Source organism: Szabonella alba (assembly GCF_016765775.1).
GTDB classification, from domain to species: domain Bacteria; phylum Pseudomonadota; class Alphaproteobacteria; order Rhodobacterales; family Rhodobacteraceae; genus Szabonella; species Szabonella alba.
This window is the reverse complement of the sequence record NZ_JAESVN010000001.1, coordinates 383225-396874: the sequence shown is the minus strand read 5'-3', so window position 1 is coordinate 396874 and position 13650 is coordinate 383225. Positions and strand designations below refer to the sequence as shown.

At 65.3% G+C, this 13650-nt stretch carries 17 protein-coding genes; 13 read left to right on the top strand and 4 right to left on the bottom strand.

The features are described from left to right. Positions 1-21 precede the first annotated feature (21 nt). The 5 genes from JL811_RS01825 to JL811_RS01805 all read left to right on the top strand — a co-directional run bounded on the left by JL811_RS01825 (position 22) and on the right by JL811_RS01805 (position 3575). Complete coding sequence (locus tag JL811_RS01825) at positions 22-492, top strand: RidA family protein (RefSeq protein WP_202686588.1); 471 nt, start codon at positions 22-24, stop codon at positions 490-492. Between the two features lie 41 nt (positions 493-533). Next, positions 534-1304 carry a glycerophosphodiester phosphodiesterase family protein gene (locus JL811_RS01820; protein ID WP_202686586.1) on the top strand — a complete coding sequence of 257 codons (771 nt, stop codon included), beginning with the start codon at positions 534-536 and terminating at the stop codon, positions 1302-1304. A 156-nt stretch (positions 1305-1460) separates the two neighbouring features. Further along, complete coding sequence (locus JL811_RS01815) at positions 1461-2642, top strand: GNAT family N-acetyltransferase (protein ID WP_202686584.1); 1182 nt, start codon at positions 1461-1463, stop codon at positions 2640-2642. Positions 2643-2676: 34 nt separating this feature from the next. Further along, the gene (locus JL811_RS01810) at positions 2677-3279 is read left to right on the top strand and encodes a glutathione S-transferase family protein (protein WP_202686582.1); all 603 of its coding nucleotides are present in this window, start codon (positions 2677-2679) and stop codon (positions 3277-3279) included. Further along, positions 3276-3575, top strand: coding sequence for a 4a-hydroxytetrahydrobiopterin dehydratase (locus JL811_RS01805; RefSeq protein WP_202686580.1), 300 nt, complete (start codon positions 3276-3278; stop codon positions 3573-3575). Before JL811_RS01810 ends, JL811_RS01805 begins: the two co-directional genes overlap by 4 nt. Positions 3576-3710: 135 nt before the next feature. Here the strand turns inward: JL811_RS01805 and rnd are convergent, their stop codons facing one another. Both rnd and JL811_RS01795 read right to left on the bottom strand, forming a co-directional pair. Further along, positions 3711-4868 (bottom strand): ribonuclease D, encoded by a 1158-nt coding sequence (rnd, locus tag JL811_RS01800; RefSeq protein WP_202686578.1) that lies wholly within the window; start codon positions 4866-4868, stop codon positions 3711-3713. A 148-nt stretch (positions 4869-5016) separates the two neighbouring features. Then, positions 5017-5505 (bottom strand): peroxiredoxin, encoded by a 489-nt coding sequence (locus tag JL811_RS01795; protein WP_202686576.1) that lies wholly within the window; start codon positions 5503-5505, stop codon positions 5017-5019. Between the two features lie 133 nt (positions 5506-5638). Between JL811_RS01795 and JL811_RS01790 the strand changes: the two genes are divergently transcribed. The 4 genes from JL811_RS01790 to JL811_RS01775 are packed head-to-tail and all read left to right on the top strand — an operon-like array spanning position 5639 to position 8419. Then, the gene (locus JL811_RS01790; protein WP_202686574.1) at positions 5639-6877 is read left to right on the top strand and encodes an NAD(P)/FAD-dependent oxidoreductase; all 1239 of its coding nucleotides are present in this window, start codon (positions 5639-5641) and stop codon (positions 6875-6877) included. After that, complete coding sequence (gene rsmD, locus JL811_RS01785) at positions 6877-7446, top strand: 16S rRNA (guanine(966)-N(2))-methyltransferase RsmD (protein ID WP_202686572.1); 570 nt, start codon at positions 6877-6879, stop codon at positions 7444-7446. Before JL811_RS01790 ends, rsmD begins: the two co-directional genes overlap by 1 nt. Then, the gene (locus JL811_RS01780) at positions 7443-8096 is read left to right on the top strand and encodes an HAD family hydrolase (RefSeq protein WP_202686570.1); all 654 of its coding nucleotides are present in this window, start codon (positions 7443-7445) and stop codon (positions 8094-8096) included. The genes rsmD and JL811_RS01780 overlap by 4 nt, the downstream gene beginning before the upstream one ends. After that, positions 8093-8419: a hypothetical protein gene (locus tag JL811_RS01775; protein WP_202686568.1), complete on the top strand. Its 327-nt coding sequence runs from the start codon at positions 8093-8095 to the stop codon at positions 8417-8419. Before JL811_RS01780 ends, JL811_RS01775 begins: the two co-directional genes overlap by 4 nt. Positions 8420-8490: 71 nt before the next feature. Here the strand turns inward: JL811_RS01775 and map are convergent, their stop codons facing one another. Continuing rightward, a complete protein-coding gene (gene map / locus JL811_RS01770) occupies positions 8491-9297 on the bottom strand; it encodes a type I methionyl aminopeptidase (RefSeq protein WP_337924697.1) in 807 nt (268 codons plus the stop codon). Between the two features lie 135 nt (positions 9298-9432). Here map and JL811_RS01765 point away from each other — a divergent pair, with 135 nt between their 5' ends. Genes JL811_RS01765 through JL811_RS20230 form a run of 3 tightly spaced genes read left to right on the top strand, consistent with a single transcriptional unit; the run spans position 9433 to position 11985 of the window. Further along, positions 9433-10155 (top strand): competence/damage-inducible protein A, encoded by a 723-nt coding sequence (locus tag JL811_RS01765; RefSeq protein ID WP_202686564.1) that lies wholly within the window; start codon positions 9433-9435, stop codon positions 10153-10155. Beyond that, a complete protein-coding gene (locus tag JL811_RS01760; RefSeq protein WP_202686561.1) occupies positions 10152-10871 on the top strand; it encodes a GNAT family N-acetyltransferase in 720 nt (239 codons plus the stop codon). Before JL811_RS01765 ends, JL811_RS01760 begins: the two co-directional genes overlap by 4 nt. A gap of 37 nt (positions 10872-10908) precedes the next feature. Next, a complete protein-coding gene (locus tag JL811_RS20230) occupies positions 10909-11985 on the top strand; it encodes an OmpA family protein (RefSeq protein ID WP_202686559.1) in 1077 nt (358 codons plus the stop codon). A 130-nt stretch (positions 11986-12115) separates the two neighbouring features. Here the strand turns inward: JL811_RS20230 and JL811_RS01750 are convergent, their stop codons facing one another. Continuing rightward, a complete protein-coding gene (locus JL811_RS01750; protein WP_202686557.1) occupies positions 12116-13021 on the bottom strand; it encodes a LysR family transcriptional regulator in 906 nt (301 codons plus the stop codon). Positions 13022-13385: 364 nt separating this feature from the next. Here JL811_RS01750 and JL811_RS01745 point away from each other — a divergent pair, with 364 nt between their 5' ends. Next, complete coding sequence (locus JL811_RS01745; RefSeq protein ID WP_237684725.1) at positions 13386-13631, top strand: EF-hand domain-containing protein; 246 nt, start codon at positions 13386-13388, stop codon at positions 13629-13631. Positions 13632-13650 lie beyond the last annotated feature (19 nt).

Genomic DNA, 13650 nt, shown 5'->3' with positions numbered 1-13650 from the left:
AAGCCAATGAAGGACAAGACCATGACCGCAGCCACCCGCATCGAATCCCGCCTTGCCGAGCTTGGCGTCACCCTGCCCGATGCCCCGGCCCCTGCCGCGAATTATGTGCCCTATGTCGTGACCGGCAATCTTGTGCATGTCTCGGGCCAGATCAGCCAGAAGGACGGTGCCATGCTCAAGGGTCGTCTGGGGGAAACCATGGCCGTCGAACAGGGTGCCGAGGCCGCGAAATGCTGCGCGATCAGCCTGCTGGCGCAGCTGCGCGCGGCCTGCGGCGGTGATATCGAACGTCTGGTGCGGGTCGTGAAACTGACCGGTTTCGTCAATTCCACCGCCGATTTCACCGATCAGCCCAAGGTCATCAACGGCGCGTCGGATTTCCTTGTCGCCGCCTTGGGTGACCGGGGCCGTCACGCGCGTTCTGCCGTCTCTGCCGCCTCGCTGCCCTTCGGCGTCGCGGTCGAGATCGAGGCGATTTTCGAGATCGCCTGATCCTGTCCCCAATCCCCGATCCCTCTGGCCCGGTGCCCGGAATGTCCCCTCCCCTCCCCCCGGCCTTTCTGGCGGCACCGATCGCGCATCGCGCCTTTCATGATCGCGCGGCAGGCCGCCCCGAAAACAGCCGCGCCGCCATCGCGGCGGCCATAGACCGGGGTTACGGCATCGAGATCGACCTGCAACTGTCCTCGGACGGGGTGGCGATGGTCTTTCATGACGAGGCGCTCGAACGGCTGACGGGGCATCAGGGGCTGATCAGCGACCTGCCCGCAGAACGTCTGGGCCGCATCACGCTGTCCGGCGGGCAGGAAGGCATCCCGACCTTTGCCGAAGTGCTGGCGCTGGTCGCGGGCCGGGCGGCGCTGCTGATTGAGTTGAAAGACCAGACCGGCTGCATGGGCCCGACCGACGGACGGCTTGAGGCCGCGACCGTGGCGGCCCTTGCGGGCTATGCGGGGCCCGTGGCGCTGATGTCCTTCAACCCGCATTCGGTGGCACTTCTGGCAGCCCTTGCCCCGCATCTGCCGCGTGGGCTGACAACCGCCGCCTGGGATCCGGCGGATTGGGCGCCCGTGCCGCCCGCGCGCTGCGATGAATTGTGCGCCATTCCCGATTATGACCGCTGCGATGCGTCCTTCCTGTCGCATGAGGCCGCCGATCTGGGCCGCCCCCGTGTCGCCGAACTGGCCCGGCAGGGGGCGGCGATCCTGTGCTGGACGATCAGATCGCAGGCAGACGAGGACAAGGCCCGCCGCATTGCCGCGAATGTGACCTTCGAAGGCTACAGACCCGCCCCTCGCCCTTGACGCCGCGACGCCGCGCGCCACCCTCTGCCCATGCCTGCGATCTTCACCTGTTGAAAATATCCTCGGGGGAGACTGCGGCGCTGCCGCAGGCCGGGGGCAGACAGCCCCCGTCCCGCACTCTCAGCCCGTTCCGCCCCTTCAGATGCGAAAGCCAGAATGACCGATCCCGAATTCCAGATCACCTTGCACAAGGATTTCGCCGATATCCCGGCGCAGAACTGGGATGCGCTGGCCTGTCCAGAGGCGGCCGATGGCGGGCGTCCGCGCGATCCGTTCACCACCCATCGCTTTCTGGCGGCGCTGGACGGGTCAGGCTCCACAGGGCCCGGTACCGGCTGGCAGACACAGGCGCTGCTGGTGCGCGATGCCGGACGGCTGATCGCGGCCTGCCCGCTTTACCTCAAATCCCACAGTCAGGGCGAATATGTCTTCGACCATTCCTGGGCCGATGCTTACGAACGGGCGGGCGGGCGCTATTACCCCAAACTGCAGGTCGCGGTGCCCTTCACCCCGGCCACAGGCCGCCGCTTCCTGACCCTTCCGGGGGTGGAGGCGACCGGCACCGCCGCCATCCTTGCCGCCGCGATGCAGATCGCCGAGGCCAACAGCCTGTCCTCTCTGCATGTCACCTTCTGCACCGGGGATGAGGCCGAACGCGGGGCCGAGATGGGCCTTTTGCATCGCGTCACGCAGCAATTTCATTGGGAAAACCGGGGCTATGACGGGTTTGACGACTTTCTGGCCGATCTGTCCTCACGCAAGCGCAAGGCGATCCGCAAGGAACGCCAGACCGCCGCCGCCGCAGGCCTGACCATCCGGGCGCTGACGGGCGATGAAATCCTGCCGGAACATTGGGACGCGTTCTGGATCTTCTATCAGGATACCGGCAACCGCAAATGGGGCCACCCCTATCTGACCCGCGCGGCCTTCACCGCCTTTCACGAGGCGATGCGCGATGACATCCTGCTGGTCATGGCCTTTGACGGCGCGCGGCCCGTGGCGGGGGCGCTGAATTTCATCGGGCGCGATACGCTTTACGGTCGCTATTGGGGCTGTATCGAGGATCATCCCTGCCTGCATTTCGAACTCTGCTATTACCGCGCCATCGACTGGGCCATCGAGCAGGGGCTAGCGCGGGTCGAGGCGGGCGCGCAGGGCGAACACAAACTGGCGCGCGGCTATCTGCCCCGCCCGGTCCATTCGCTGCACTGGCTGGCTGAACCCTCTTTTTCCGAGTCCGTGGCGCGCTATCTTGAGGCCGAGCGCCGCGCCGTGGATGAAGAGATCGAGGTGATGACCAGCTATGGACCCTTCCGCCGAATCGACCAAAGCGGCTAGGCTTTGGCAGGATGGATCAATCGGAGCGACCGGAATGCTGACCTTCTACACCAATCCGCAATCACGGGGGCGGATCGTGCGCTGGATGCTGGAAGAAGTGGGCCAGCCCTATGACACGGTGGTGCTGGACTATGGCCCGGCGATGAACAGCCCCGATTATCTGGCGATCAACCCGATGGGCAAAGTGCCCGCCGTGGTGAAAGAGGGCCATGTCGTCACCGAATGCGCCGCGATCTGCGCATGGCTGGCCGAGGCCTATCCCGAGGCAGGCTTGCAGGGCGATGACCGCGCCTCTTTCCTACGCTGGATGTTCTTTGCCGCAGGCCCGCTTGAGGCCGCCGTCACCAATCGCGCGCTGGAGGTTGTGGTACCGCCCGGAAAATCCGGGTTCGTCGGCTATGGCAGTTTCGAGCGCGCCGTTGACACGCTGGAGGGCGCGCTTGAAGGCCACGACTGGCTGGGCGGTTCGGCCTTTTCGGCGGTGGATCTTTATGTTGGCGCGCAGGTGATCTGGGGGCTGCAATTCGGCACCCTGCCCGACCGCCCGGCCTTTCTGGCATGGCGCGACCGGCTGGTGGCCCGCCCGGCCTATATCCGGGCAACGGCGCTGGATGATGCGCTGGTGGCCAAGGCATGAAACAGCCCGACTACGCAGCCCCCGATCCTGCCGCGCTGGAGGCCCTGCTGGCCAAGGGCTGGGCCCTTGTGCCAGAGCGCGAGGCCATCACCCGCAGCTATCGTTTTGCCGATTTTGCTGAGGCGATGGGTTTCATGATGCGCGCGGCGATCTGGGCCGAAAAGCTGAACCATCATCCCGAATGGTCCAATACCTATCACCGGGTCGAGGTGACGCTGACGACCCATGCCATTGCCGGGCTGAGCGATCTGGATATCCTGCTGGCAGAGCGCATGGACCGGCTGGCAGGGATCTGAAAGGCACGCCGGGGCGTCTGCTGCCAGCCGGAGACAAGGGGGCGCTGCCCCCCTCTTTGGCTCGCGCCAAATTCACCCCCCGGGATATTTCGGGACAGAAAAAGGGGCGGCGGTTTCCGGACGGCGGCCCTGCCGTCAGAGCCGCAACACCTTGATGTTGTTGCCCTTGGCCGTCAGCGCGATCTCACCCTTGCACAGCCGCAGCGCATCCTCGCCAAAGGCTTCGCGCCGCCAGCCCGACAGCGCGGGCACATCGCGCTGCCCCGCCGCGATCAGGTCCAGTTCCGAGGCCGAGGCGATCAGCCGGGCCGCCACGCCCAGATCCTCGGACTTGGCCTTCAGCAACACGCGCAGCAGATCGGCCAGCGCCGGATTGACCTGCAACTGTTCCCGGCTGTCATCGACCTTCGGCAGGTCTTCGGGCTTGGCCTCCAGCCCGGCCTTCACGGCGGCGATCAGACCATCGGCAATATCCCCGCGCCGCGCCTCACGCAGCAGCAGGCGGGAACGGCCCAGTTCCTCGGAATTCACGGGTCGGGTCGAGGCCAGCTCCAGGAGCGCATCATCCTTGATGACCCGGCTGCGCGGCACGTTGTTTTTCTGCGCGTAATCCTCACGGAAGCGCGCAAGTTCCTTCACCACGGCCAGAAACCGGCCCGAAGTGGTGCGCGTCTTGATCCTTTGCCATGCCTCATCGGGCGTGGTCGTATAGGTGGCCGGATCGGTCAGAACGTCCAGTTCCTCCTCGACCCATTTCTGCCGCCCGCTTTTGGCGATCTGCGCGGCAAGGCTTTCATAGATCACGCGCAGATGGGTCACATCGGCCAGCGCATAGACCTGCTGTGCCTCCGACAGCGGACGGCGTGACCAGTCGGTGAAGCGCGAGGTCTTGTCCAGCGGCTGATGCGCGATCTTGCGGACCAGCGTTTCATAGCCGACCTGTTCGCCGAACCCGCAAACCATGGCGGCAACCTGCGTGTCAAACAGCGGTTCGGGAAAGACATTGCCCTCGACGAAAAAGATCTCCAGATCCTGCCGCGCCGCGTGAAAGACCTTGACCGTCGCCTTGTGGCGGAACAGGTCGTAAAGCGGTTCCAACGACATCTCCGCGCCTTCGACCGGATCGACCAGAACCGCCTCACCGGTCTTGCCCGGCAGCGCCATCTGGATCAGGCAAAGCTTTGCCCAATAGGTCCGTTCGCGCAGGAACTCGGTGTCAATGGTGACATAGGGCTGGGATTTCGCGGCCTCGCAGAAGGCGGCAAGATCGTCGGTCGTGGTGATCGTTCGCATCGTGATCCTGTCAGGAGCTTCGGCGGGGTCATCCCGCCCAACCGCTATAGGAGCCATGGATCAAAATGGAAAGCCCCGCGCGGACTGGCGCGCGGGGCCTTGCCTTGTCAATGTCCCGGGACTCCCCGGAATGCGGCCCGGACTGAGGTCAGATCGCAGCCAGAAGCGCCTCACCGCCCGAGCGTTCGCAGGTGCCAGGGGATTCTTCCAGATGCAGGACTTTCACGACGCCGTCCTCGGCCATCAGCGCATAGCGCTTGGAGCGGCCGACCAGACCCACGGCGGGCGCGTCGAAGGTCAGGCCCATGGCCGAGGCGAAAGCGCCGCTGCCATCGGCCAGCAGGGAAATCCCGGCCTCGCTGGCGCCTGTCGCCTCACCCCATGCCTTCATCACGAAAGGGTCATTGACCGAAACGCAGATGATCTCTTCGACACCCTTGCCGTCCAGACCGTCCTTGGCGCGGATGAAGCTGGGCACATGGGCCGAATGGCAGGTCGGGGTGAAGGCGCCCGGCACGGCGAAAATCACGACCTTGCGGCCTTTGGTGAGGGTTTCGACGCTCACCTCCTCGGGGCCATTCGCGCCGATCCGCACGAAGGTTGCATCGGGCAGGCGGTCGCCGGTGGAAATGGTCATCTCTCGGTCCCTCTCGGTTGCGTTTCCTCTGAAGCCGGATATAGGCTCTGGCGCGGTTTCAGACCAGCCCCGGGCGGGGCCGAGGCCGGAAAAAGGCGCCATCAGGCCGGCGCGGCAGGAAAGGACAGCGAAAATGTCGGATCGCGCGGCACAGGCTGGGACAGAGGCGGGCATCGTCATCGTGGGTGCCGGTCAGGCGGGGGCGGCGCTGGCCGCAAGGCTGCGCGCACTGGGTCATACCGGTGCTGTCACCCTTGTCGGGGCGGAACCCGTGCCCCCCTATCAGCGCCCGCCTTTGTCCAAGGCCTATCTCTTGGGCGATGTGCCCGCCGAACGGCTGTTCCTGCGCCCCGTCGAGTTCTACCAGCAGAACGATATCGCGCTGCGCATGGGTGAGGCGGTAACAGCCATCGATTGCGCCGCGCGCCAGATCACGCTGTCGGGCGGCGGGCGGCTGGCCTATGACGATCTGGTGCTGACCACCGGTTCGGTGCCGCGCCGCCTGCCTGCGACCATCGGAGGTGTGCTGCCGGGGGTGTTTACGCTGCGCGATCTGGCCGATGTGGATGCGATGCGCCCGCATCTGCATGCCGGTGCGCGGGCCTTGGTCGTGGGCGGCGGCTATATCGGGCTGGAAGGGGCGGCGGTGGCGCGCAAACTGGGGCTTGAGGTCACGGTGCTGGAAATGGCGCCGCGCATCCTGCAACGGGTGGCCTGCCGCGAAACCTCGGATTTCTTCCGCGACCTGCATCACGGCCATGGCGTAACACTGCTGGAATCGACCGGATTGCAGCGCCTGACCGGCACTGACCGTGTGACAGGTGCGGTGCTGTCGGACGGGCGCGAGATCGCGGCGGATGTGGTGATCGTCGGCATCGGCATTGCGCCGGAAACCGCGCTGGCCGGGGCAGCGGGCCTGACGCTGGAGAATGGCATCGCCACGGATGAATTTGGCCGCACCTCTGCCCCGCATGTCTGGGCGGCGGGCGATTGTGCGTCATTCCCAGTGGTGGGCGGGGGCCGGATGCGGCTGGAATCGGTGCAGAACGCGATAGATCAGGCCGAGGCGGTGGCCGCAAACCTGACCGGAGCGAACCGGCCCTATCTGCCGATGCCGTGGTTCTGGTCGGACCAATATGATGTGAAACTGCAGATCGCGGGGCTGAATGCGGGCCATGACCGGATCGTGGTGCGGGCCACTGAGGGCGCGCTGTCGCATTGGTATTATGCCGGGGACCGTCTGCTGGCGGTGGATGCGATGAATGATCCGCGCGGCTTCATGGTCGCCAAACGGCTGATCGAGGCGGGGCGCTCCCCCGATCCGGCACTGGTTGCCGACCCGGCCACCGATCTCAAGACGCTGCTGCGCTGATGCGGATCATCGGCGGAAAATTTCGCGGCACCCATCTGGCCCCGGTGGGCGAGGGCGATGCCCGCGCCCATCTGCGCCCGACATCCGACCGGGTGCGCGAGGCGGTGTTCAACCTGCTGGTGAATGGCGCGGCCGTCGGCGGTGACCCGGTGACGGCCGCGCGAGTGCTGGATCTTTTCGCCGGAACCGGCGCGCTGGGGCTTGAGGCCCTGTCACGCGGTGCCGCCCATGTCACCTTTGTCGATGACGGCATCACGGCACGCGCTCTTTTGCGGCGCAATATCGAGATCCTGCGAGCCATGGGGGTCACGGATGTCTACCGGCGTGACGCAACACGGCTGGGGGAGCATCGCGGCCCGGGCTTCGATCTGGTCTTTCTGGACCCGCCCTATGGCAAGGGGCTGGGTGAGGCCGCGCTGGCCTCGGCCCTTGTGGGCGGCTGGATCGCCCCCGGCGCGCGGATCGTCTGGGAGGAAAGCACCGCGCCCGCACCGCCCCCCGGCTTTGACCTTCTGGACCAGCGCCGCTATGGCGAGACGGTGATAACCCTGATGAAAGCCCTGCCATGACCCCGCCGATCCGTGCCGTGCTGTTCGATTGTGACGGCGTGCTTGTCGACAGCGAAAGCCTGACCTTTGACCTTCTGGCCGTGGATCTGGCCGGGCATGGCCTGCGGATGCCCCGGGCCGAGATGGAAGTGCAGTTTCTGGGCGGCACGATGCAGGGGCTTTACGACAAGGCCCGCGCGCTTGGTGCCGATCTGCCGCCAAGCTGGGTCGCGGATTTCTACGAAAAACTCTACGCGAAACTGGAACAGGGCACCGGGTTGATCGACGGTGTGACCGAGGTGCTGGACCGGCTGGACGCGGCGGGCATTCCCTATGCCGTGGGATCCAACGGGTCGGACCGGAAAATGGGCATCACGCTGGGCCAGCATCCTGACATCTTGGCGCGGTTTCGCGGGCATCTTTATTCCGGGCAGACGCTGGGTTGTCCGAAACCCGATCCCGGTCTCTGGCTGCATGCCGCTGCCGCCCTTGGGGCCGATCCTGCAGCCTGTGTCGTGGTTGATGACAGCCCTACAGGATGCCTTGGGGCGCAGCGCGCGGGCATCCGCTGTTTCGGGCTGGCCGAACATGATGACGGTGCGGCGCTTGCGGCGGTGGGGGCCGAGGTGATCCGGTCGCTGCGCGAGATTCCGGGCAAGCTGGGGATATGACCCCTGCCGCCGCCCCCTGCCCGGGCTGCGGCGCGGACGTCGTGCCGAACCCGCGCTATCCGGGGCGGTTCTGCGATGATTGCCTGAGCCTGCGCGCGACAGATGGCACCGGCGCGCGCCTGCAACTGGTCGAAGATCTGCGCGCGGGCATCGGCTGGCGGCGTGAGGGGGAAAGCGGCTGGCAGGCGGCGGCAATCGTTCTGTGCCTGATCGCGGGCAGACCCGCCGCCGTGCATGGCGCGCGGTTCGGCGGTCTGGTCGCCCTGCCCGCCGACAGCGATGCACTGCCGCGCCCGCGCGGGCAGACCGATCTGACTGGGTGATCTGACCGGGGTAATCTGACTGGGGCCGGTTGATCCCTGCGATCCGCAAGGACGACCGGGAAACCACAGCGTCAGACCCCGGTCAGGAATTTCCCGGCAGGCGACAGGGTGAAAATCTCGCATCCCGTAGCCGTCACGCCGACCGAATGTTCAAACTGCGCCGACAGTGACTTGTCCCGCGTCACCGCCGTCCAGTCATCGGCCAGAACCTTGGTTTCGGGCCGCCCCAGATTGACCATCGGCTCGATCGTGAAGAACATGCCTTCCTCCAGCACGGGCCCGGTATCGGGGCGGCCGAAATGCAGCACATTGGGGGGCGCATGGAACACCCGGCCCAGCCCGTGCCCGCAGAAATCGCGCACCACACTCATGCGTTGCGCCTCGACATAGGACTGGATCGCCGCCCCGATATCACCAAAGGTATTACCCGGGCGCACCGCCTCGATCCCGCGCATCAGCGCGTCATGCGTGACCTCGATCAGCCGCGCCGCCTTGCGCGATGCGGCTCCGGCCACAAACATCCGGCTGGTATCGCCGAACCAGCCATCCTTGATGACCGTGACGTCGATATTCAGGATATCGCCATCCTTGATAACCTTGCCGCCCGGAATACCGTGGCAGACCACATGATTGACCGAAATGCACGAGGCGTGACGATAGCCCTTGTAACCGATCGTGGCGGACACAACACCGCGCCGCGTCACTTCGGCGGTGATGAAATCATCCAATTCCGCCGTTGTCACACCCGGCACTACCAATGCCCCGACATCGTCAAGGATCCCGGCCGCGACCTCGCCGGCCGCCAGCATTCCCGCAAAATCGGCATCCTCATGGATGCGGATCCCGTCTTTCGTGATGCGTCCGCGCGTGTCGTCCACCGGTCCCGTTCCGTCCGTTTTTTCCTGCGCCCTAGATAGGACGCCCTGCCGCAAATGGCCAGAGGGGCGGTTTGCCATTTGAAACGGGGGGGCGGCAGTCTTATACCAAAGGCAGAAACCGCAAGGAAGATCCCGATGCCCAATCCCACCGCCGCCATGCTGGTCATTGGCGATGAAATCCTGTCGGGCCGCACGCGCGACGGCAATACCCATCACCTCGCCGGAGAACTGACGCGCATCGGCGTCACCCTCTCCGAGATGCGCGCCGTCCCCGATGAGGCGCCGCGCATCATAGAGGCACTGAACGCCCTGCGCGAGCGGTATGACACGGTGTTCACCTCGGGCGGGATCGGGCCGACCCATGACGATATCACCGCCGATGCGGTCGCGGCGGCCTTTGGCGTGGCCATCTCTCATCGCGCCGATGCAATGGCGCTGATGCAGGCGCATTACGACCGGCAGGGGATGGAGTTCAACGAGGCGCGCAAACGCATGGCGCGCATTCCCGATGGCGCGACCCTGATCGACAATCCGGTTTCCATCGCCCCCGGCTTCACCCTCGGCAATGTGCATGTGATGGCGGGCGTTCCCAATGTCTTTCAGGCGATGGTTGCGACGGTCCTGCCCACGCTGACGGGTGGTGCGCCGCTGCTCAGCCAGTCCTTGCGCGTGATGCGCGGTGAGGGCGAGGTCGCGGCCCCCTTCGGCGCGCTGGCGGCGGAGTTTCCCGACCTTTCAATGGGGTCCTATCCGTTTCAGGCCAATGGCGCCTATGGCACCAATCTGGTGATCCGGGGCACGGATGGCGCGCAGGTCGATGCCGCGATGACGCGGCTGGCGGCTTTGTTCGGGGAATGACGCCGCAGGCGCTTTATGATCTGCTGGAGGCGTCATGGCCTCCGGCCTTCCGTCACCGCGTCGGCCCCTGGGCAATCCGCGAGGGTCAGGGCGGCGGGCAGCGCGTATCTGCCGCAACGGCCGAGGGCGGCTGGGTGCCGGATGACATCGCACTGGCCGAACATGCAATGGCGGCACTTGGCCAGCCTGCGCTGTTCATGATCCGCGCAGGCGATGATGCGCTGGACGCAGCGCTGGATGCGCGCGGCTATGTCGTCAAAGACCCCGTTGTGGCCTATCACGGCGACGCCGCAACGATCGCCAGCCCCGCCCCCGATCCGATGACGGCCTTTGCCCATTGGCCGCCCCTGGAAATTGCCCGCGATATCTGGGCCGAGGCCGGGATCGGACCGGGCCGCCTTGCGGTGATGGATCGGGTCCATGGCCCGAAATGCGCCCTGCTGGGCCGCAGGCATGACCGCGCGGCGGGTGTCGCCTTTGCCGCAATTCACGAAGACACGGCGATGCTGCATGCGTTGGAGGTGCTGCCCGCGATGCGTCGGCAGGGTTCCGCCAACAACATCTTGCGGATGGCAGCCCAATGGGCACTGGATAATGGGGCAAAAGGGCTAAGTCTGGTTGTGACCGAATCAAACAGCCCGGCCCGCGCGCTCTATGCTTCCCTCGGAATGACGCTTGTGGGACAGTATCATTACCGGCTGAGGCAGGCCGGATGATGCAGGCCAGTTGAAGCAGTTTGACAGGATCACAGGCGTGAGGCGCAAAAGGCCCGGGCAGGCCGGGACCGGATATCGGGGCCGCAACTGGCGGCAGGCCATGGCCTGCGGCACGGTCTGCCTTGTGGCCATGGGCGCGCTGCGCCCTGTCGCTGCCTCCGACCTTTCCCTGATCCTTCCGCCATCCACGACCGAGACCCGCGCCGAAATGGCCGCTCTGTCCAGCTATGCACTGCCGACCGGCATCTGGCAGAACGGTATCCTGCCCGTCGAACAGCGTGAGGGCCAGATCCTTCGCCGCGCCTATCGCATCGAGGACAATACCGAGGGAACGCTGGGTCTGATCGCCCCGCTGCGTGACCAGTTGCGCGCGGCAGGATATGACATCGGCCTTGAATGCGCAGCCACCGCCTGCGGTGGTTTCGATTTCCGCTTTGCAACCGAAATTCTGCCCGAACCCGACATGCATGTGGATCTGGGCGATTACCGCTTTCTGGCCGCGACACGCGGCCGGGATGAGGCGGTGACTGTGCTGGTCAGCCGTTCGGTGCGGACAGGTCATGTGCAGATCGTGCAGGTTTCGCCGCCCATGGCCGGGGCCGCGTCAGCCGATGGGCAGACTCCGGACAGACCCCCGCCGCGCCCGACAGGCGCATCAGCCCCCCCGAACGGATCCGGCGTCGCCACCACGCTTTCGACCGCCAATCGCAGCGCAACGGCTCTGCCCCCCGGGGGCGCTGCCCCGGCAGAGGCGCTGGATGATGCGGGGCGGCTGGTCCTTGAGGGATTGGAATTCGCATCGGGTGAGGCGCGGTTGACCGGCGGCGATGACACGGCGCTGAAGCGGCTTGCCGACTGGCTGCGCGCCGATGCCGGACGCAGTGTCACGCTGGTCGGCCATACCGATGCCTCGGGCGCGCTGCAGGGAAATGTCATTCTGTCCCGACGCCGGGCCGAGGCGGTGCGCGATACGCTTGTGCAGCAATATGGCATCAGCGCGGGCCGGATCGCGGCAGAGGGTGTGGGGTATCTGTCCCCGCGCGACGATAACCGGACCGAGCAGGGCCGGATGCGAAACAGACGGGTCGAGGCCATCGTGACCTCGACCCGGTGACGGAAGTCTGTCGTTGGGCCGGGAGGGATACCGGCCGTCCCACCTTTCCGTCGTCAGTGCGCTTTCACCGTCATGGCCCTGATATAAGGCCCCCTGCGGACGATGTTTGTCTTGCGCGATGCGCTTTGCATTACCAGATGTCTGGCCCCTTATCGGAATAGCGCCGGGCTAGAAAGTCGATAAAGGCCCGTACCTTGGGCTGGGTAAAGCGCCCCGGCGGATAGACGGCATAGATGCCCAGCGTTTCCACCGGCAGACCGGGGATCGCCTCTTCGATCTGCCCCTCTTTCATCGCCTGAGCGTAAAGGAAAGAGGGCAGATAGGCGATGCCAAGCCCCGAGATCGCGGCATTCAGCAGCGATTGCCCATCATTCACCGTCAGCCAGCCCGCCGTGCGCACCTGCCGCTTTTCGCCGGAGGGCGCCGGGATTTTCCAGACATTGCCGCTGGCCTGATTGGAATAATGCAGCAGTTTGTGTTCATTCAGATCGTCGATGCGCATGGGCCGTCCATAGCGCTGGAAATAGGCGGGTGAGGCGATCATCCGCTTCGTCGTTTCGGTCAGTTTGCGCGCGCGCAGGCTGCTGTCTTCCAGTTCCCCGATCCGCACGGCCATGTCGAACCCTTCCGAGATCAGTTCGACATAGCGGTTGTTCAGCACCATGTTCACGGTGATGTCGGGATATTCCAGCAGGAAATCCCCCAGAATCGGCGAGAGCAGATTGACGCCGAAATCGGTCGCGACCGAAATGCGCAGCAGCCCCGAGGGGGCCGATTGCATCGAGGTGACCAGCGCATCCGCCTCACCTGCGTCATTCAGCACGCGGCGCGCTCGGTCATAATAGGCAAGGCCGATTTCCGTGGGGCTTACGCGCCGTGTCGTGCGATTCAGAAGGCGCGCGCCCAGTCGGGCCTCCAGCGCCGAAACATGCTTGGACACCGCAGATTTCGAGATGCCCATCTTCTTGGCGGCATCCGTGAACCCACCCTGATCCACCACGGTGGCGAACGCTTCCATTTCGGTCAGTCGGTCCATTCTTGTCCCCAATGCACTGGCAGCAGCCTCTGGCTTTCTTCCTGCGGGGCAAATCGGGCAGGAAAGGGGCGAAGGCGCGACCAGTCCGGGGTATTCTGAGGGATCGTTCATGGCAGCGAAACAACCAGCGGTTCCAGGGGGGCCGGTCTGTCGGCTGCCTGATGCCAAATCCATCGCGACACACAGGCGGAAAAATGGTCAGGGCGGCACGATGCGCGGGAAAATGTTCCGCAGCAAGGTCACATCGGCAGCATGAAGCCCACAGAAATGCCAGTATTGGCATTGGGATGGAAAATCATTCTGTCTTTCCTTAGCTCAAATCCCAGCGGACAGCACGTTCGCCTTCACTATGGAAGGAAAGACGATGAAACGCATGATTCCGACGCTTGCCTTTGCCACCGCGCTGCTGGCCGGTCCCGCGCTGGCACAGACCGCAGCCCCCGAAATCCCCGATGTGGATGGCAACGGGCTGTGGTCGATGGAGGAGTTGCAGGCGGCCTATCCCTCCCTGACCGATGAAAGCTTTGGCCAGATCGACACATCCGGCGACGGGCAGGTGGATATGGCGGAATATGAGGCCGCCGTGACCGCCGGTCTGCTGGGCCAGTAAGGCCCGGCACGGAGGTGGC

Excerpts from the sequence above, each read along its gene's own strand:
- rnd (WP_202686578.1), bottom strand. The coding sequence starts at position 4,868 with ATGCGAACGATCACCACGACCGACGATCTTGCCGCCTTCTGCGAGGCC.
- JL811_RS01820 (WP_202686586.1), top strand. The coding sequence starts at position 534 with ATGTCCCCTCCCCTCCCCCCGGCCTTTCTGGCGGCACCGATCGCGCAT.
- JL811_RS01765 (WP_202686564.1), top strand. The coding sequence starts at position 9,433 with ATGCCCAATCCCACCGCCGCCATGCTGGTCATTGGCGATGAAATCCTG.
- JL811_RS01750 (WP_202686557.1), bottom strand. The coding sequence starts at position 13,021 with ATGGACCGACTGACCGAAATGGAAGCGTTCGCCACCGTGGTGGATCAG.
- rsmD (WP_202686572.1), top strand. The coding sequence starts at position 6,877 with ATGCGGATCATCGGCGGAAAATTTCGCGGCACCCATCTGGCCCCGGTG.
- JL811_RS01825 (WP_202686588.1), top strand. The coding sequence starts at position 22 with ATGACCGCAGCCACCCGCATCGAATCCCGCCTTGCCGAGCTTGGCGTC.
- JL811_RS01760 (WP_202686561.1), top strand. The coding sequence starts at position 10,152 with ATGACGCCGCAGGCGCTTTATGATCTGCTGGAGGCGTCATGGCCTCCG.
- JL811_RS01790 (WP_202686574.1), top strand. The coding sequence starts at position 5,639 with ATGTCGGATCGCGCGGCACAGGCTGGGACAGAGGCGGGCATCGTCATC.
- JL811_RS01775 (WP_202686568.1), top strand. The coding sequence starts at position 8,093 with ATGACCCCTGCCGCCGCCCCCTGCCCGGGCTGCGGCGCGGACGTCGTG.
- JL811_RS01745 (WP_237684725.1), top strand. The coding sequence starts at position 13,386 with ATGAAACGCATGATTCCGACGCTTGCCTTTGCCACCGCGCTGCTGGCC.
- JL811_RS01780 (WP_202686570.1), top strand. The coding sequence starts at position 7,443 with ATGACCCCGCCGATCCGTGCCGTGCTGTTCGATTGTGACGGCGTGCTT.
- JL811_RS01815 (WP_202686584.1), top strand. The coding sequence starts at position 1,461 with ATGACCGATCCCGAATTCCAGATCACCTTGCACAAGGATTTCGCCGAT.
- JL811_RS01795 (WP_202686576.1), bottom strand. The coding sequence starts at position 5,505 with ATGACCATTTCCACCGGCGACCGCCTGCCCGATGCAACCTTCGTGCGG.
- JL811_RS01805 (WP_202686580.1), top strand. The coding sequence starts at position 3,276 with ATGAAACAGCCCGACTACGCAGCCCCCGATCCTGCCGCGCTGGAGGCC.
- JL811_RS01810 (WP_202686582.1), top strand. The coding sequence starts at position 2,677 with ATGCTGACCTTCTACACCAATCCGCAATCACGGGGGCGGATCGTGCGC.